Source organism: Acidovorax sp., assembly GCF_046339755.1.
GTDB lineage: Bacteria > Pseudomonadota > Gammaproteobacteria > Burkholderiales > Burkholderiaceae_C > Acidovorax.
Genome location: NZ_JBKDTZ010000411.1, coordinates 1 through 16,861, shown reverse-complemented (window position 1 = coordinate 16,861; position 16,861 = coordinate 1). Strand labels below are relative to the sequence as shown.

The 16,861-nt window shown below is 68.2% G+C and carries 17 protein-coding genes; 12 read left to right on the top strand and 5 right to left on the bottom strand.

The annotated features are described in order from the left end of the window. Positions 1-92 precede the first annotated feature (92 nt). From ACK59X_RS35280 to ACK59X_RS35260, 5 genes are all read left to right on the top strand, one after another. A complete protein-coding gene (locus tag ACK59X_RS35280) occupies positions 93-836 on the top strand; it encodes an MFS transporter (protein ID WP_409964267.1) in 744 nt (247 codons plus the stop codon). A gap of 204 nt (positions 837-1,040) precedes the next feature. Beyond that, a complete protein-coding gene (locus tag ACK59X_RS35275) occupies positions 1,041-1,202 on the top strand; it encodes a hypothetical protein (RefSeq protein ID WP_409964248.1) in 162 nt (53 codons plus the stop codon). Between the two features lie 193 nt (positions 1,203-1,395). After that, positions 1,396-1,977, top strand: coding sequence for a hypothetical protein (locus tag ACK59X_RS35270; protein WP_409964247.1), 582 nt, complete (start codon positions 1,396-1,398; stop codon positions 1,975-1,977). A gap of 189 nt (positions 1,978-2,166) precedes the next feature. Further along, positions 2,167-2,439: a hypothetical protein gene (locus ACK59X_RS35265; protein WP_409964246.1), complete on the top strand. Its 273-nt coding sequence runs from the start codon at positions 2,167-2,169 to the stop codon at positions 2,437-2,439. Between the two features lie 198 nt (positions 2,440-2,637). Continuing rightward, positions 2,638-2,784, top strand: a complete 147-nt coding sequence (locus tag ACK59X_RS35260) for a hypothetical protein (RefSeq protein ID WP_409964245.1) — start codon at positions 2,638-2,640, stop codon at positions 2,782-2,784. 39 nt (positions 2,785-2,823) lie between these two features. Here the strand turns inward: ACK59X_RS35260 and ACK59X_RS35255 are convergent, their stop codons facing one another. Next, complete coding sequence (locus tag ACK59X_RS35255) at positions 2,824-3,036, bottom strand: hypothetical protein (RefSeq protein WP_409964244.1); 213 nt, start codon at positions 3,034-3,036, stop codon at positions 2,824-2,826. A 106-nt stretch (positions 3,037-3,142) separates the two neighbouring features. After that, entirely contained in the window at positions 3,143-3,439 is a 297-nt protein-coding gene (locus ACK59X_RS35250; protein ID WP_409964243.1) for a hypothetical protein, read from the bottom strand. Positions 3,440-3,580: 141 nt separating this feature from the next. On the opposite strand from ACK59X_RS35250, the gene ACK59X_RS35245 reads away from it, so the two are divergent. The 4 genes from ACK59X_RS35245 to ACK59X_RS35230 all read left to right on the top strand — a co-directional run bounded on the left by ACK59X_RS35245 (position 3,581) and on the right by ACK59X_RS35230 (position 8,596). Further along, a complete protein-coding gene (locus ACK59X_RS35245) occupies positions 3,581-3,964 on the top strand; it encodes a response regulator (protein ID WP_409964242.1) in 384 nt (127 codons plus the stop codon). Positions 3,965-4,119: 155 nt separating this feature from the next. Beyond that, on the top strand, positions 4,120-6,312 hold the full coding sequence (locus ACK59X_RS35240) for a response regulator (protein WP_409964241.1): 2,193 nt from the start codon (positions 4,120-4,122) through the stop codon (positions 6,310-6,312). A 32-nt stretch (positions 6,313-6,344) separates the two neighbouring features. After that, on the top strand, positions 6,345-7,256 hold the full coding sequence (locus ACK59X_RS35235; RefSeq protein ID WP_409964240.1) for a glutaminase: 912 nt from the start codon (positions 6,345-6,347) through the stop codon (positions 7,254-7,256). A gap of 269 nt (positions 7,257-7,525) precedes the next feature. Further along, positions 7,526-8,596, top strand: a complete 1,071-nt coding sequence (locus ACK59X_RS35230) for an SDR family oxidoreductase (protein ID WP_409964239.1) — start codon at positions 7,526-7,528, stop codon at positions 8,594-8,596. A 14-nt stretch (positions 8,597-8,610) separates the two neighbouring features. Here the strand turns inward: ACK59X_RS35230 and ACK59X_RS35225 are convergent, their stop codons facing one another. From ACK59X_RS35225 to ACK59X_RS35215, 3 genes are all read right to left on the bottom strand, one after another. Continuing rightward, positions 8,611-9,165: a type 1 glutamine amidotransferase domain-containing protein gene (locus ACK59X_RS35225; RefSeq protein ID WP_409964238.1), complete on the bottom strand. Its 555-nt coding sequence runs from the start codon at positions 9,163-9,165 to the stop codon at positions 8,611-8,613. A 158-nt stretch (positions 9,166-9,323) separates the two neighbouring features. Beyond that, positions 9,324-11,654 carry a diguanylate cyclase domain-containing protein gene (locus ACK59X_RS35220; RefSeq protein WP_409964237.1) on the bottom strand — a complete coding sequence of 777 codons (2,331 nt, stop codon included), beginning with the start codon at positions 11,652-11,654 and terminating at the stop codon, positions 9,324-9,326. Between the two features lie 316 nt (positions 11,655-11,970). Continuing rightward, positions 11,971-12,123 carry a hypothetical protein gene (locus tag ACK59X_RS35215; RefSeq protein ID WP_409964236.1) on the bottom strand — a complete coding sequence of 51 codons (153 nt, stop codon included), beginning with the start codon at positions 12,121-12,123 and terminating at the stop codon, positions 11,971-11,973. 438 nt (positions 12,124-12,561) lie between these two features. Here ACK59X_RS35215 and ACK59X_RS35210 point away from each other — a divergent pair, with 438 nt between their 5' ends. From ACK59X_RS35210 to ACK59X_RS35200, 3 genes are all read left to right on the top strand, one after another. After that, positions 12,562-13,209, top strand: coding sequence for a hypothetical protein (locus ACK59X_RS35210; RefSeq protein WP_409964235.1), 648 nt, complete (start codon positions 12,562-12,564; stop codon positions 13,207-13,209). A 226-nt stretch (positions 13,210-13,435) separates the two neighbouring features. After that, complete coding sequence (gene phaR, locus ACK59X_RS35205; protein ID WP_409964234.1) at positions 13,436-14,002, top strand: polyhydroxyalkanoate synthesis repressor PhaR; 567 nt, start codon at positions 13,436-13,438, stop codon at positions 14,000-14,002. Positions 14,003-14,273: 271 nt separating this feature from the next. After that, on the top strand, positions 14,274-16,861 hold a 2,588-nt coding region (locus ACK59X_RS35200), incomplete at its 3' end, for a hypothetical protein (protein ID WP_409964233.1).

The window sequence follows — 16,861 nt, the reverse complement described above, 5'->3', positions numbered from 1 at the left end:
ATCCGGCCAGCGTTTCCCCCGACATCCGTCGGACCTTGTTGTTGCGAGCGCCTCACCGTGCCCGCACCCACCGGAACGCCTGATCGCCATGAATCTCCCGCAACCGCCCCCTCGCCGCCATCTATCTGTGCGTCGCGCTCGATGCCATGCGCATCGGCCTCGTGTTTCCCATCCTGCCAGCGTTGGTGCAGCAGGTCATCCATACCTCCCATGTGGCCCCGGTCATCGGCGTGATGGCCGCGCTCTATGCGGCCCTGCAGCTGGTGTGCGCGCCCGTGCTCGGTGTGCTGAGCGACCGGCTCGGGCGCCGGCCCGTGCTGCTGCTGTCGATGGCCGGGGCCTGCGCCAGCTACCTGCTGCTGGCCTGTGCGCCCAGCTTGCTGGACCAGCGGGCGCGGCGCTTCGGGCTGTTCAACGCCATGTTCGGCGCGGGGCTCATCGCCGGGCCGGTGCTCGGCGGCATGCTGGGCGACCCTCGCAACCCCGAGGCTTGCTGTGCCGCGACGCGCTGCAATTGTCGGCATTGGCTGACGGACGGCCCGGGCCGGGTGCCTTACAGTGCTCCAACGAGCGCAGGCACCCGTGGGCGGTGCCTGCCTGAACACGAGGACATGCCGATGGCCATGGTGACCACGGAGCACCGCCTGCGCTGCAGTGACTCCGACAGCTGCTGGGTGACCCTGCAGCGCAACGATCAATGGGCCGTGGTGTCCGTGGAACTGTCGGGCGGCGAGGTGCTCAACGTGTCGCCTGACGTGGCTTTCGACACCGAGGACGAGGCACTGGCCCATGCGCGCGGCTGGGTCTGCCAGCACAGCGGCAAGCAGTTCGGCTAGGGCCCTGTTCCAGGCGGCTCCAGATAGTGCGCGGATGGCCTGCGGCAGGGCCTTGCGTGCGGTATGTCACGTTCCGGCCGGTTTCAAAAATGCGGTGGGCCCGATCTGCTGCGAGGATGGGCACTTGTCTGACACGGACGGCTGGATTGCCCAGCTACCTTTGTACACATCTACTTGTACACATTCACACCGGAGCACACGAGCATGCCGAACACCAAGTCCTTCCAACGCCAGATGTCTTTTGCCGATGCCGGCATTGCGGACGACGGGGATCTGGAATTCGGCCAGTACAGCCCGCGCGTGATGTGGCTGGCCGCAGCGGCCGTGATGCTGCTGGTGGCCGTGGTGTCGCTGGCCGCAGGCTGAGCGGGCCGGCCCATCGGCTGCTTTCTTTCGCGTGGTGCGGCAGCGGGCGCCGGAACCCTGGCGCGTTCAGGCCCTTGCCTGATGTGTGCCTGCAACCGGGCGCAAGCTGCCTTGCCCGCAGCCAGGGCCTGGGGGCATACTCTCCACCCCAGATCTATCCATCACAACGGGCGGGGCCATCCCGAAGATCACCATGACTTTTGAGCCTTTGCTGCGCGGCCTTGCACTGGGCGCCGCGCTGTTGTCGTCCACGGCCGCCCTGGCGCAGGACTATCCGCTGCGTTCGCGCGATGAACTGGGCCCGCGGGCCCGGGCGCAGTACGACCGCTGCGTCGACAGCGCCACCAACAAGCCCACACCCACGGGCATCCAGATCGCGCTGCGCGTGTGCGACGAGAACTTTCTCATGGCCCGTGTGCCGGGGGAGCGCACTCCGCGGATGAGCGCCGAGGCGCGGGCCAGGCGCCTGGCCGAGGAGTACAACTCCGACGCCCGCGAACGGCGCGACGAGCGCATCCTGTCCACCTCGGCCACGCATGCGGGCCGGCATGTGACGGTGAAGTTCCTGGTCAGCCCCGCGGGCGTGCGGCCGGACTTCGAGGCCGTGGTGGAGCGCGAGCTTCTGGGGACGCTGTGCCGCGATGCGCACGTGGCGCCCGACCTGCAGGCCGGTGTGCGCCTGAGCTACATCTACGACGACACCTCCATGCGCCGGCTGGCGAATGTGACGGTGTCACAATCCAAATGCGGTGAGTGGCCCTGGAACCGCATGTAAGCAGCTCCGTCTACGCCCAACAGAACCCATCAAGCCGCCGTTACAGGCGGCTTTTTTCATGCCATTGAGAGCTTGGACGGGTCCGTGGGGGCTGCGGGTTTTTCCACACCCAGGAATGGTTTTTGTCCGACAGCCCGGGCGCCCGCTGGCCGTTAACTTCACTGCATAAACACAGCCAGGAGCAAACCCATGAAAACCATGAGCAATACATCGGGCCACTACGGCATGCTGCAGGGCGCAGACGGCGCGGGTGATTCGCGCGTGTTCGGCCTGGCCGCCACCGTTGCGGTGCTGGTGGTGGCGGCCGTAGTAGCTTTCAAGATGGCCGGTCCGGAGATCAAGGCCAGCCTGCTGAGCCGCCTGCCCGTGGTGGCCACGGAGTCCATGTCTGCGACGTCGGCATCGCCATCGGCACCGCGCGCGCATGCGCCCGGGCAGGGCATGGCCCTTGGCGAACACTGAAGTGACACACTCCCTGGGGCGCTTCGCGCCTTGGGGGGCACCGCCGGGGAGAGTGCGCGCTGCCGCACGTCAAGTAGCAGCCCATCGGAGCAGTGGGTTTTTCGCGCCTGTCACAACCCGATGCTGCGTGCGGGGGCACCATCGGAGGTCTGATTCTTGCAGCTGCATCCTGCCTGCAACTTGCCCTTTCCCTGCTCCATGGTCCTGTACAAACCCGGCTCCAAATTTCTCTACAAAGGCCGCGTCGTCACCGTCGACTACATCATCATCCGCAAGACCGGCATGTGGATCCGCCTGGTGGGGCACGATGAGTCGTGCCTGCCGGAGGCGCTGACGCCCCTGTGATCACCAGCCGCTGGTGCCCGGCCTGGATGTGGCGCCCTGTCATGGCGCGTTGATGCTGGCCGGTGTCTCCGGGTCCACGCCCGATTGCGGCGAATTGGGGGCCGGTGCGGAAGGGGCGGTGTCGCCGCGCTCGGGCGCCGCATCCGCGGGTTTGCGCTTGCCTGCCACTGCATCGGTCTCGGTGAACGCGGGGGAGGGGCGCTCAGGGTCTGGCCTGGGCTTGCCCCCGGGCTGGGATGGGTGTGTGGCCATGGTGCCTCCGATGCACAAAAGCCCAGTGTGCGCAGGCGCCGGCTGCGCCGCTGTAGGACGATGCCACCGCCGGACCCAGCGCCCTGCAGCGGACCGCTCCCGCTACCTACTTCTTGGGGGCTGCCGTGGCTTCCCCTTGCCGGGCCCCGATCTCGCGCAGCAGGTCGTTGGACTTTTCGAGCGCTTGCGCCGTCTCGCTGAGCTGCTGCTCCAGCTCGTCCGTGCGCTCCACGGCGGCCTGCAGGTCGCCTTCCAGCGCCTCGGGAGGAATCTGGGTGGACAGCACCGCGTGGACCACGTTCAGTTCGCTGGCTGTGGCCTTGATCTGTTCGGCCGCCTCGGCGTTCTGGTTCAGGACATCGGCGATTTCAGGTGCCTGGGGCGTTTTCGTGTCGCTGGACATGTTTCAGGCTCTGTGGTGAAAAAAATCACACAATCGTGTAGCACCCCCTGCACGCGGGGTGATTGCCTACACGCCGGATTCGGCTGTGCGCTTAGATTGTAGGCAGCTTCCTTGTATCCGGTGTAACCGGCACGGTCCACGATGCCTTTCATCACCATCCTTGTCGAAGACAACAAAATGATCAGTGAGACCCTGGTCCCGGCATTGGAGGAGTTGGCCAATGCGCGCGTTGTCGCCATTGCGGCCACCGCCAGCGGCGCCCGGGAGGCGATGGAGCGCTGGCGCGGCCAATGGCACCTGATGGTGGTGGACCTGTTCCTGGCCGCCGGCTCGGGCCTGGAGGTATTGCAGGCCGTGCGCCAGCGCAACCCCGGCCAGCATGTCTTCGTGCTGTCCAACTATGCCACGCCCGACATGCGCCGCCGCTGCCTGGCCCAGGGCGCCGATGGGGTGTTCGACAAATCCACCGAGCTCGACATGTTCTTCGAGCACTGCATGGGCCTGCCGGACCCCGAGGCCGGCTGACGGCGGTGCGCATGGACCCGGGATGGCACGCGGGCGGGCGGGCCCCGCCCGGCCGACCCCATGAACACCCGGTGGTTCAAACCAGGCTGAGCAGTTACAGTGGCCCCTTTCCCGATCCCCGCCTGCAAGAACGTGTTCATCAGAGACACATCCCCATGCAACTGAGCGCAGCCGCTTTATCCACCGTCATCAACAGCGCCACCGATACGGCCATCATCGCGCTGGACAGCCGTGGCGCCGTGCTCAGCTGGAACCCCGGCGCCGTGCGGCTGCTGGGCTGGACCGAGGAGCAGATGCGTGGCCAGACGCTGCTGCGCATCTTTCCCGAAGAGACCAACCCCCAGGCGCGCGTGACCGAGGAAATGACCGATGCCCTGTCCAAGGGCCGGGGCGGCCATGAGGGCTGGCGCATGCGTTCCGATGGCTCGCGCTTTTGGGCCGTGGGCGAGCTCACGCCGGTGACCGACCCCGCCGCCGCGCCCGTGGCCTTTGTGAAGGTGCTGCGCGACCGCACGCAGTGGAAGGTGTCCGAGGACGCGCTGCGCGAGGAAAAGCGCACGCTGGAGGTGCTCAACCGCGCCGGTGCCACGCTGGCGCGCGAGAACGACCTGGCCAAGGTGGTGCAGGCCGTGACCGATGCCGGCATGGAGGTCACCGGCGCGCAGTTCGGTGCCTTCTTCTACAACCTGGTGAACGAAGCCGGCGAGAGCTATACCCTGTACACCCTGTCGGGCGCGCCGCGTGCGGCGTTCGAGAAGTTTCCCATGCCGCGCAACACGGCGGTGTTCGGCACCACCTTCGCGGGCGAGGGCATCGTGCGCTCGGATGACATCACCCAGGATCCGCGCTACGGAAAAAGCGCGCCCTACCACGGCATGCCCAACGGCCACCTGGCCGTGACCAGCTACCTGGCGGTGCCGGTGGTCAACCGTGCCAGCGAGGTGATCGGCGGGCTGTTCTTCGGCCACTCCCAGGCGGCGGTGTTCACCGAGCGCTCCGAACGCTCGGTGGCGCTGCTGGCGGCCGAGGCGGCCATCGCCATCGACAACGCCCGCCTGTTCGAGGCGGCCCAGCGCGAGATCGAGGAGCGCCGCAAGGCCGAGGCCGCGCTGCAGACGCTCAACGCCACCCTGGAGTCGCAGGTGGCCGAGCGCACCGAGCAGCTGCGCCTGCACGAGGAGGCGCTGCGCCAGGCGCAGAAGATGGAGGCCGTGGGCCAGCTCACCGGCGGCATCGCGCACGACTTCAACAACCTGCTGCAGGGCATCATGGGCAACCTGCAGCTGCTGCGCAAGCGCATCGGGCAGGGCGCCGTGGCCGACCTGGACACCTATGTCATGCGGGCCCTGGCCTCCACCTCGCGCGCGGCCGGCCTCACGCACCGGCTGCTGGCGTTCTCGCGGCGCCAGCCGCTCAGCCCCAAGGTGGTGCGCGCCAATCCCCTGGTGCTGTCCATGCAGGACCTGCTGCGCCAGACCGTCGGCGAGAAGGTGGAGCTGGCCCTGCAGCTCGCGCCCGGGCTGTGGACCACGCTGTGCGACGAGAACCAGCTCGAAAACGCCATCCTCAACCTGGCCATCAACGCCCGGGATGCCATGCCGGACGGGGGCCGCCTGGTCATCGGGACGCACAACGCCGAACTCGATGCCGCCTACGCGGCGGCCCTGCACGGCGTGCAGCCCGGCCCTTACGTGTGCATCTCGGTCACCGACACGGGCACCGGCATGACCGCCGAGACCCTGGCCCACGCCTTCGAGCCCTTCTTCACCACCAAGGCCGTGGGCGAAGGCTCGGGCCTGGGGCTGTCGATGATCTATGGCTTCGCCCGCCAGTCCGAAGGCCATGCGCGCATCTTCAGCGAGTATGGCCAGGGCACCACCGTCCGCATCTACCTGCCGGCCCATCTCCATGCCGGGGACAGCCCTGCGCAGGCGCTGCCCGCACCCGCTGCCACGGCTGTGTCCCGGGGCGAGGTCATCCTCGTGGTGGAAGACGAAACCCTGGTGCGCGAGCTGGTGGCCGAGGTGCTGCGCGACCTGGGCTACGAAGTGCTGGAGGCGCACGACGGCCTTTCGGGGCTGGACCAGCTGCGCGCGCGAGAGCGCCGCATCGACCTGCTTATCACCGACGTCGGCCTGCCGGGGCTCAACGGCCGCCAGGTGGCCGAGGCCGCCAGCGCCGAGCGGCCGGACCTGAAGATCCTGTTCATGACGGGCTACGCCGAGACCATATCGGCCTCGCAGCCCTTTGCCTCGCCCGGCATGGAGATCATGACCAAGCCCTTCGAGGTGGACGACATGACACGCCGGGTGCGTGCCCTGCTGGATGGCGGCGCCGAGCGCCGGTGAGCCCGGGCCGGTCCCGGGCCGATAATCGGCGCATGCAGTTCCAGCCCATCCTCGAAGACATCGTCCAGGCATTGCGCCCGCAGCTCGGTGCACAGGGCCAGGTGGCCGACTACATCCCGGCGCTGGCGCGGGTGCCGGCCGCGCAGTTCGGCATTGCGCTGCGCACCTGCGATGGCCAGGAGGCATGCGCCGGCGATGGCGCCGTGCCGTTTTCCATACAGAGCATCTCCAAGCTCTTTGCGCTGACCCTGGGCATGGGCGCGCTCGGGGACCAGCTCTGGGAGCGGATCGGCCGCGAGCCCTCGGGCAACCCGTTCAACTCCCTGGTGCAGCTCGAAGCCGAGCAGGGTACGCCGCGCAACCCCTTCATCAATGCCGGCGCGATCACCGTCACCGACCGCCTGGTGAGCCAGGGCGACGCCAAGGCCGCCATGCTGCAGCTGCTGTCCGGCCTGTGCAACGAGCCGGTGCACTTCGACGAGGAAGTGGCGGCCTCGGAGGCTGACACCGGCTTTCGCAACATCGCGCTGGCCAACTTCATGAAAAGCTTCGGCAAGATCGACAACGATGTTGCCACCGTTCTGGATGCCTATTTTCACCACTGCGCGGTGCGCATGAGCTGCCTGCAGCTGGCGCGCGCCACCGGCTACCTGTGCCGCGACGGCCGCCACCCCTTCGGCGGCGAGCCCCTGCTGACCGAGCGGCAGACGCGCCGCATCAATGCGCTCATGCTGACCTGCGGCACCTACGATGCGGCCGGCGAGTTCGCGTTCCGCATCGGCCTGCCGTGCAAGAGCGGGGTAGGGGGCGGCATCGTGGCGGTGGTGCCGGACCGCCTGAGCCTGTGCGTCTGGTCGCCGGCGCTGGACAGAACAGGCAACTCCCTCCTGGGCATGCGCGCGCTGGAGCTGTTCACGGCCCGGACCGGGCTGTCGGTGTTCTAGGGCCTTCCCTTCGGGTTGCTCGGCCTGGGGGGCGTCTGCTGCCTTGCCTGCGCTTGCCAAGTGCACACCTTGTTGCGCACGGGCGCCTTGCATCCAGCCCCCAGGCCGGGCAACGCGATCCCCGAAATTAGTGTTGACAGGCCCTCAGCCGCCCCGCCTGGAGCCGGCATCTTGGCGCATGGCATTCGGTCCTACACGCCCGTTCCCGCTTGCGCACTACAACCGGGTGGCCTGATCGCAAACCCCATCCCATGAGCACAAGGAACGCCATGTCCCACCCAGAAGATCCGAACGCATCGCAGCCACCCGGTACGCCGGGCGCTGGCACCGACCCCGGCCTCGTGGTCGTCATCACCGGCGCGTCCAGCGGCATCGGGCACGCCACGGCGCTTGCGTTTGCCGAGCGGGGTGCCCGGCTGGTGCTGGCGGCGCGCGACCAGGACACCCTGGCCCCGGTGGCCATGTCGTGCCGCACGGCAGGTGCGGCCGCGGCGCTGGGCGTGCCCACGGACGTGACCGACGCCGAGGCAGTGGAGCGCCTGGCGCAGACGGCGCTGCGGCACCACGGTCGCATCGATGTCTGGGTGAACGGCGTGGGTGTCGGCGCGATCGGCCGCTTCGACGAAACGCCCCTGGCCTCGCACCGGCGCGTGGTGGAGTCCAACCTCCTTGGCCACATGCATGGCGCCCATGTGGCGCTGCGCCACTTCCGCGAGCGCGGGCGCGGCACGCTGGTCAACATGATCTCCGTCGGCGGCTGGATTCCCGCGCCCTATGCGGCCGCCTACACGGCCAGCAAATTCGGCCTGCGCGGGCTGTCCGAGGCGCTGCGCGCCGAGGTGTCCGACCTGCCCGGGGTGCATGTCTGCGACGTGGCGCCCACCTTCGTGGATTCGCCGGGCCTGTCGCATGGCGCCAACTACACCGGCAGCAACATCAACCCGCGCATTCCGCTGGTGGACCCGCGCCGCGTGGCAGGTGCCATCGTCGCGCTGGTGGACAACCCCCGGGCGGTGACCTGGCTGGGTGCCGGGGCCTTGCCGGGCCGGCTTGCGCATGCCCTGGCGCCGCAGTGGGTTGCTGCCGCCATGGAGCGGGTGACCCGATGGGCCTTACGCAGCGCCAGGCCGGCAGCGCAGTCCGACGGCAACCTGTTCCAGCCCTCTCGGGGCACGGCCATCGATGGCGGCAGGCAGGCGGCTGCAGCGCGCGCCAGGGAGGACGCCGTGCTCGCCACCGGGCTGGCAGCGCTGGCGGGGTTGGCCGTGGGGCTCTGGGCCGGCAGCCGGGTTCACCAACGGCGCAGCGCGGGCCCCGCGCCGGCACGCCGACGTGCCTGAGCGCACTCGGTGGATCAGGCGGCCTGCGCGGCCAGCAGCTTTTTGAAGCTTTCGTTGAAGGCAGGGATGTCGTCGGGCTTGCGGCTGCTCACGAGCTGGCCGTCCACGTGCACCTCCTCGTCCACCCAGGTCGCGCCCGCGTTGCGCAGGTCCACCTGCAGGCTGGGCCAGCTGGTGAGGGTGCGGCCCTGCACCAGGCCCGCGTCCACCAGCAGCCAGGCGCCGTGGCAGATCACGGCGATGGGCTTGCCCTGCTGCGCAATGCGCTGCACGAAGGCCCGGGCCTTGTCCTCGGTGCGCAGTGCATCGGCGTTGTGCACGCCGCCGGGCAGCAGCACAGCGTCGAAGGCGTCGGGGCTGGCATCGGTCAGGAGCTGGTCCACGGCAACGCGGTCGGCCTTGTCCACATGCTGGTAGCCCTGCACCTGGCCGGCCTTGGGCGAGATGATGGAGGTCTTGGCGCCGGCTGCTTCCAGTGCCTGCTGGGGGCCCGTGAGTTCGGCCTGTTCAAAGCCATCGGTAACGAGGATGGCGACGGTCTTTCCGGTGAGAGGGGTGTTGCTTGGCATGGGCGGTCCTTCAATAAGGCCGGGCGACATTGCCCGGCCAAGCGCCGACTTTGCGGGCGGCGCATGCCGTGCCATGTCGTCGAAAAGCCCAGGAAGGCCGTAGGACGGGGAGCCCAGCGCGCCCGCCGGCCTGCTTGCCTGCCATGCCCTGCCTGGCCTCACACGTCCTCGTGCGTGGCGTAGCCGGCGCGGCCATTGGCCTTGGCCTGGTAGAGCGCCATGTCCGCCAGGTGCGTGAGCGTGGCGGGTTCGGTGTCCAGCAGGGGCGCGACGCTGGCCACCCCGATGCTCAGCGTGACCCAGGGCCTGACGGTGGAGGCGCCATGCGGAATGCGCGCGGCCTGCACCGCATCGAGCAGGCGCTGTGCCACCAGGCGGGCGCCGTCGAGTGTGGTCTCGGGCAGCAGGATGGCGAATTCCTCGCCGCCGTAGCGCATGGCGCGCTCGTGCGTGCGCTTGAGCGTGTCGCGCAGGATGGTGGACACCTGCCTGAGGCAGCCGTCGCCGCCCAGGTGGCCGTGGTGGTCGTTGTAGCGCTTGAAGTAGTCGATGTCGATCATCAGCAGTGACAGCACCGTGCCCTGGCGCGCATGGCGGGCCCATTCGCTGCGCAGGGTGTCGTCGAACAGGCGGCGGTTGCCCAGGCCGGTGAGCGCATCCTGGTAGGACAGCTCGGAGAGCGCGGCGTTCAGGCGTTCCAGCTCCAGCGCCGCCTGCTTGCGCGCCGTGATGTCCTGGAAGGCCCCGGCCAGCCGCACGATGGCGCCGTTCTCGCGGATCGCCTCGCCCTGCGTGCGCACCCAGCGCTGCCGCCCCTGGGCGGAGACGATCTGCAGCTCCAGGTCCCAGGGCGTGCCGTCGGCAATGCACTGCTCCACCGCCGCCGCGATGCGCGGGCGTGATGCCTCGGTGTAGAAACCCAGGGTCTGGGCCAGGTCCGGTGCCTCTGCACCTGGCAGCAGGTCGTGGATGCGGTAGACCTCATCGGTCCATTGCGATCGCCCGGTGGCCAGGTCGCGCGTCCAGCCGCCCACGCCCGCGATCTCGCCGGACTTTTTCTGCAGCAGCGCCGCGTCGGCCAGGGCCACCTCGCTGGCCTTGCGCGCGCTGATGTCCATGAAGGTGCCGATCATGCGCAGCGGCGTGCCGTCCGCACGGCGTTCGGTCACCTTGCCACGGCTGAAGAGCCAGACGTAGCGCTCCCCCACGGCGACACGGAACCCGTTCTCATACGCGGGGCTGTCGCCGCGCAGGTGCTCGGCAAAGGCTGCCACGTTGGCCGCCTGGTCGGCCGGGTGCAGGGTGGCCGTCCACTCCTCGACGGGGCGGGTGACTTCCGTCTCGCCATAGCCCAGCATGCGGGCGCCGCGGGCGTCGATGCGCAGCTGGCGGCTGTCCACCTGCAGCTCCCACAGGCCGAGCTGGGCGCCGTCCAGCGCGCGCTCCAGCCGCGCGGCCGACAGCCGCAGCGCCTCCTGCGAGGCGGCCTCCTTGGCCATCAGCCGGCGCCGGCGGCGCCGCTCCATCAGCCGCAGGCCGGTGGCGGCGATGAGCACGGTGCAGTACAGCGCGGTGTACAGCCGCACCTGCCCGTACCAGGGCGCATAGACGTCGGAGCGCTCGCGGCTGATGGCCAGCACCATGTTGTTGTTCAGGCCCAGGTAGGCCGGCTTGACGCTGGCCAGCACCACCAGCCGGTTGCGGCCGGTGGCCGGCACGATGCCCTCGTACACCGTGAGGGGCTCGCGCTGGCGGAAGTGGGCCTCGAAGGCGGAACCCGGCCGGGCGAGGTTGGCCATGCGCAGCTCGGGCGACTGCGGCACGGTCACGAACACCTCGCCATCGGCGTGCGCAATGGTGGCCCGCATGTCCGGCGCAAACAGCGCCGAGCGCACGATGAAGGCAAAGAACTCCTCGTCCAGCGTGGCGCTCACCACGCCCGAGAACTGGCCCTGGGCATCGAAGATCGCGCGCGACAGCCTGAGTGCCACCGCGTCGTCCTCGGCCTCCGAGGGGCGCGACAGGTACAGCACTTCGGGGTCGGGCTTGCTGCGCACGCCCTCGAAGAAGTCCTCGCGGTAGAAGTCCTTGCCCACGTCGCTCGTGGAGTCCGAGGCCACCGCATTGCCGTTGGCGTCGTAGACGGCCAGGCCGCGCACAGCCTGGATCACGTCGGTCAGCAGATGCAGCTGGCGCGAGGCATCGGCACTGGAGAAGGTGAACGCCAGTGCGCGGTAGTCGTCACTGATGCGCGTGAGCGCCTCGTTCAGGCCATGCAGCTGGCGCGTGAGGTTTTCCGAGACGTAGCGGGTCACGTCCTGCAGGCGGTCCACCTCGGCCTCGCGGATCGTCTGGCGCAGCGTGTACAGCTGTACGGCCAGAGCCACCCCTGCGGCCGCGAACACGAAAAGGAACACCCGCCACGGTTCGAGCCGCAGCACGGACCTGTCCTTGGCGGCCCCGGTGGGGCCGGGTTGGGGAGAAATCACCTTGCCGGACCTTGCCTTTCAACCATGCATGCCTGTCGCACAAGGCGCGCTTGCAACGGCTGGCTGCCTGGACAGCGCCGACGGCGCGGGTTCACGGGGGCCCATCCCCCTGCGAATATACGACCGATGCGGCCTGCCGTCGCCCGCCACGTGCGCATCCAGGCATCCGGCCACCAGGCGAGGGTAAGGCGCCATGATGTCAATGCCGTGGGCACCACCCAAGCGGGGGGTTACCCGCCGGGGCGGGCCATGCTAGGCAAGTGCATGTGCGCCCCTGGCGCGCAGTTCCCGCAAGGCCTGCAGCATGAGCGGGCGCTCAGAAATGCGGCGGCGGGTCTTGCACCGGCGCCTCGGCCGGGCCGGGTGGCGGGTCGCCCTGGGGCGGCTCGGGCGCCCAGACCGGCGCGGGCGGCTGCTCGAGCGGTGGCGTGTCGATGGGCGGCAGGGGCTGGGGTGCGGGTGCGGGCATGGCGGACTCCTGTAAGAGGGTGTGTGGGCTCATGCGTCCACCGTAGCGCTGTGCAGGGCCTGTGTCTGCCAGCGAATGCCCCGACCTGTGGCCGGCGGCCGAAGGGCTGCTGTTGCCGCGCGGCTCGCCACCCATGCAGGACCTGAGTGCGGGTTTATTCGATTGTTTGAAGATTTCTATGGCTTGAAAAATAACGGATTGAGCACTCCAGTGAGGTGAATTCGGGTTTTTTGTGCTGAAAAATGAGGCGCGATCTGCACGGGGATGTGCCCTTGGTCACCAGCAGCATCAGGCAGCGTGGCGGACAATACACCCATTGAGGTGTGGTGCATGCGCCACGCCCTAAAGTCGCCGCAACAGTTTTGTTGCCCGGCTCAGTTGGTTACGATGTACGTTAACGGTTACAGGTCCCGCAAGGGCCCCCAGGAGAGATCAGACGTGAAACCGAACCCCAAAAACCTCGCGGTTGCGGCGTTTCTCGTGAGCGCCATGGCAGGCGCCCAGGCAGCGGATCCGGCGGTGTTCGATGGCGCCAACGGCACGTTGCGCCTGCCTGTGCTGCAGATCGACAACGCCAAGTATTTCAATGTGGTGATCAAGTTGTTGGATACCGGCCTGCTCAAGGCCAACGACCCCGCCGTGGTGGGGGAGGACATCCAGTTCGTGAGCACCGGCAACATGCTGCTGCTGCCCCAGCTGGCCATCGGTCGCGACCTCTTCACCCAGGTCAGCCTGACCCATCCGTCGTTCTCACTGGTCAGCTATGGCGGCGTGGTGACGAGCCCGCCCTTCACCGGTACCGGATCTACCGGCCACCTGCTGGACGTGCGCGTGACGGCGGTGGCCACGGCGCAGAACCCTGTCACCCTGGTCAACGTCGTGCGGCCGATGAGCCAGCAGGAGTTCTGCAGCGACGCATCGCTGCGCCTGCCCATCACGCAGAGCCAGCAGCAGGCCGTGCTGGCCGGCAACTGGACGCTCAAGGCCTGCACCTTCAACGTCATCGAGGGCAAGGGTTCCATCGCCATGACGCTCAGCGTTTCGGGCCTGGCCCTGCCTTACAGCGCGACCTACGTCTACCACTGAGCTGCACTTGGCAGCGCAGTTCCCAGGGGCGGCACCCGGTGCGCGCCCCTTTTTTTCGTCCTGGCAGGCCATGCGGGTGGGCGCTGTCAACTGTGCGACTTGGCCGGCCGGCTGGCCCGTTGCCCATCAGGGTAATCCTTTGCCGGTGGCGCGGCTGGCACTGCCTAGAATCTGTTGCACTGCAATACCACACACATGATGGGCCCGTGCGCCCGAGGAGTCCGTAGTGTCCGACAAGAAGAGCGCCCCCGCTGCCGCCGCATCCGCACCCGCTTCTGCCGGCGGCAAGTCTGCATCGCGCGTGATCAAGAAGTACCCCAACCGCCGCCTGTACGACACCGACACCTCCACCTACATCACACTGGCCGAGGTGCGCGAGCTGGTGATGGCCCACCACAACGTGGTGGTGCGCGATGCCAAGACGGGCGAGGACCTCACGCGCAGCATCCTGCTGCAGATCATCCTGGAGGAAGAGGCCGGCGGCGCACCCATGTTCACCGAGGCCGTGCTGGCCAACCTCATCCGCTTCTACGGCCATGCCATGCAGGGCTTTATGGGGGCCTACCTGGAGAAGAACGTCCAGGCCTTCACCGACGTGCAGGCCAAGCTGGCCGAGCAGTCGCAAAGCGTCACGCCCGAGATGTGGGCGCAGTTCATGAGCCTGCAGTCGCCCATGCTCAAGGGCATGATGGGCAACTACGTCGAGCAGTCGCAGACCATGCTCACGCAGATGCAGGAGCAGATGCAAAAGCAGACGGAGCAGATGCTGGGGGCGTTCGGGCTCAAGCGCTGAGGCAGGAGGCAGGCCCCCACCGCGGCCTGCACCAGCGTGTCCCCGGGTGCCAGGCCCGGGGCCTGGATGCGTGCGCCTTGAACCGGGCCAAGGCACATCGTCAATCATTGTGAAAAATAAGCTTTTTACACCGGCATCACGGTAAAAATTGGTAAGTGTGGTTAGGATTGAACTATCGCCCTTCGCTGGGGCCATAGCTAAACCTAACGATATGCCCCACACCTCGTCACCGTTTCGTCCCCGCAGCCGAGCCCTTGCCCTGGAACCCCGCTTGCTGTTCGACGGCGCGGGCGCTGTGGCGGCAGCCGATCATGTGTCGGATGACTTCCACCACAAAGCGCCGGCCACACCGCAGACTCCTGTAACAGCCCGTGACAGCTCCGCGCCGCAAGCGCCGGACGTCCAGCGGCAGGAAGCGGCCCAGGCTCCGGCGCAGGCCAGCGCCCCGGCCATCCCCCCCGAGGCGGTGGCGCAGGCCCAGGACAGCGTGCGCAGCTATGTGGCCAACACCTCGGCGGCGGACCTGCTGGCCCTGTTCAACGGCGGCAAGGCCCAGGCCAGCGCCGAGGGGCTGGCCGCCGCCGAAGCCCTGCGCCAGGACATCCTCTCCGGCCGCTATGGCGTGCAGCTGCAGGTCAGCGACAACCCGGGGCTGGAGGGCCGGTTTGCGGCCTTCGTCCCCCAGGGGCCAGAGGGCAAGCCCACCATCCTGCTCAATGCGCAATGGCTGGCCAGCCGGCCCAGCGCGGCCGCGGTGGCCGGCGTGCTGGTCGAGGAGATCGGCCATGCCATGGACGCGCGCCTGAACGGCGCCGGCGACACGCCGGGCGACGAGGGCCAGCGCTTCATGGGCCGGGTGTACGGCACGCACGAGGGTGCCGACTACGGCTCCGACGACGACCATCTGCAGCTGAAGATCGGCGACCGCCTGGTAGATGCCGAGGCGGCCACCAGCTCGTTCTCCACGGTGGACGGCTCGGAGTTCCTGCTCACCTTCAACAGCGCGACGCGCCTGACCGGCGGCACCGACAATGCGTCGGGCAACACCGTCGGCACCAAGTACCTGTACAGCAACGTGGTGACGGTCAGCGGGCAGCAGATCGACGCCATCATCGAGCTGACCGGCATGAGCAATGCCACGGTTTCGCTGTTCGACTCCACCGCCAACCCCTACGGCGGCTCCACGGGCAATGCCACGACGGTGAACGGCGCCGGCTCGTTCCAGCCCAACCTGAACATCGCCACCGCCGGCGGCTATGCCACGTTCAAGGTGACCTTCATCCTGGGCGGCTCGTACAACGCGACGACCAATCCCAACGGCACCGAGGTGACCCTGCGCAACGTGGTGGTCAATACCTATGACCTGGATGCCTCCGGCGGCGCGGCCACAGGCCGGCAGTTCACCGATTTCGAAGGCATCGGCGCCTACACCGTGTCCAACGGCACCAAGCTCACCGTGTCGGACCAGGGCGGGGGTGTGACGCGCTTTCTCACCACGGTGGGGGGCAACTACACGGTGATGCCTGGTTCGACCACGACGCAGCAACTCAATGGCGTCACCATCATCTCCGACGACATCCGCGCCCGCGTGCGCTATACCGAGCTGACGAGCACCACCATCAAGGTCGGTGACATGGCAGCCACCGGCGTGGCGTACTACGGGCTCGATTTCAGCATGGGCCCGACCTTCCAGAACGCCCGCACTCCGGGTGTGCAGATCGTCGACGGCGCGGGCAACCCGCTGCCGGGCCCCCTGGTCACCCACGAGAACGGCACGACCAGCCAGGATTTCTACCTGCAGCTCGAAGCAGCTCCGGAAGTGGGCGAAACCGTCACCGTCACGCTCACGGGCCGGGACACCACCGAGGGCACGCTCACCACCACCACCCTGACCTTCACCAGCGCCAACTGGAACACCCCGCAAAAGGTCACGGTGACCTCCATCGACGATGCCATCATCGACGGCGACCAGACCTACAAGCTCACGGCCACCACCACCAGCAGCACCAACACCGTGGCCTACACCGGCCGCACGGCGGTTATCGATGTCACCAACATCGACAACGACGACGTCAACGCGCCGGTGCTGGACCTGCGCAGCGGCGACGATCCGACCACGGGAACGGTGAACGATGCCGTGACCAGCGTCGCCGGCGCCGCCGTCGCGCTGGACGCCTCGGCCAACAACAATGCAGCGCCCGTCAACACGCCGCGCAACACGGTCGTCTATGACGACTCCGACCGCATCGGTAAGCTCACCGTGGCGGTCACCAGCGGCATCCAGAACGGCACCTCCGAGAAACTGCTGTTCGGCGCCACCAGCCTGAGTGCGAACGGCACGGGCGTGACGGCGCAGAACAACATCACCGTGGGCGGGGTGCAGGTCAATGTGACCTACACCGGCGGCACCTTCACCGTGGCGAAGTCCGACGGCACGGCGATGACGCGCGCCCAGACCGAAGCGGTGATCGGCGCCATCCAGTACCAGAACACGCAGGGCAACGCCTCCACGCCGGGCGACCGGGTGTTCACCTTCCAGGTCACGGACTCGTCGGGCAAGGCCTCGAACACCGCCACCTCCACCGTGAGCGTGGCCGGCCCCCTGGCGGTGGACGACATCGTGGTCAACGAAGCCTCGGGCACGGGCGTGTTCACGGTGACGGGCGTCGCCGGCCAGCAGGTGAGCCTGGCGCTGTCCAACGGCCCGCGCACCGGAGGCGGCACGGCGGCCACGGGCGGCGGCACCGACTACAGCGCTGCCACCGGCAGCGGCCTGCAGGTCTCCACCGATGGCGGCGCCAACTGGACCAACTACACCGCAGGCTCCAACGTGACCATTACCGCGGCCGATGGCAAGCT

Excerpts from the sequence above, each read along its gene's own strand:
- ACK59X_RS35275 (WP_409964248.1), top strand. The coding sequence starts at position 1,041 with ATGCCGAACACCAAGTCCTTCCAACGCCAGATGTCTTTTGCCGATGCC.
- ACK59X_RS35270 (WP_409964247.1), top strand. The coding sequence starts at position 1,396 with ATGACTTTTGAGCCTTTGCTGCGCGGCCTTGCACTGGGCGCCGCGCTG.
- ACK59X_RS35265 (WP_409964246.1), top strand. The coding sequence starts at position 2,167 with ATGAAAACCATGAGCAATACATCGGGCCACTACGGCATGCTGCAGGGC.
- ACK59X_RS35260 (WP_409964245.1), top strand. The coding sequence starts at position 2,638 with ATGGTCCTGTACAAACCCGGCTCCAAATTTCTCTACAAAGGCCGCGTC.
- ACK59X_RS35255 (WP_409964244.1), bottom strand. The coding sequence starts at position 3,036 with ATGGCCACACACCCATCCCAGCCCGGGGGCAAGCCCAGGCCAGACCCT.
- ACK59X_RS35250 (WP_409964243.1), bottom strand. The coding sequence starts at position 3,439 with ATGTCCAGCGACACGAAAACGCCCCAGGCACCTGAAATCGCCGATGTC.
- ACK59X_RS35245 (WP_409964242.1), top strand. The coding sequence starts at position 3,581 with ATGCCTTTCATCACCATCCTTGTCGAAGACAACAAAATGATCAGTGAG.
- ACK59X_RS35240 (WP_409964241.1), top strand. The coding sequence starts at position 4,120 with ATGCAACTGAGCGCAGCCGCTTTATCCACCGTCATCAACAGCGCCACC.
- ACK59X_RS35235 (WP_409964240.1), top strand. The coding sequence starts at position 6,345 with ATGCAGTTCCAGCCCATCCTCGAAGACATCGTCCAGGCATTGCGCCCG.
- ACK59X_RS35230 (WP_409964239.1), top strand. The coding sequence starts at position 7,526 with ATGTCCCACCCAGAAGATCCGAACGCATCGCAGCCACCCGGTACGCCG.
- ACK59X_RS35225 (WP_409964238.1), bottom strand. The coding sequence starts at position 9,165 with ATGCCAAGCAACACCCCTCTCACCGGAAAGACCGTCGCCATCCTCGTT.
- ACK59X_RS35215 (WP_409964236.1), bottom strand. The coding sequence starts at position 12,123 with ATGCCCGCACCCGCACCCCAGCCCCTGCCGCCCATCGACACGCCACCG.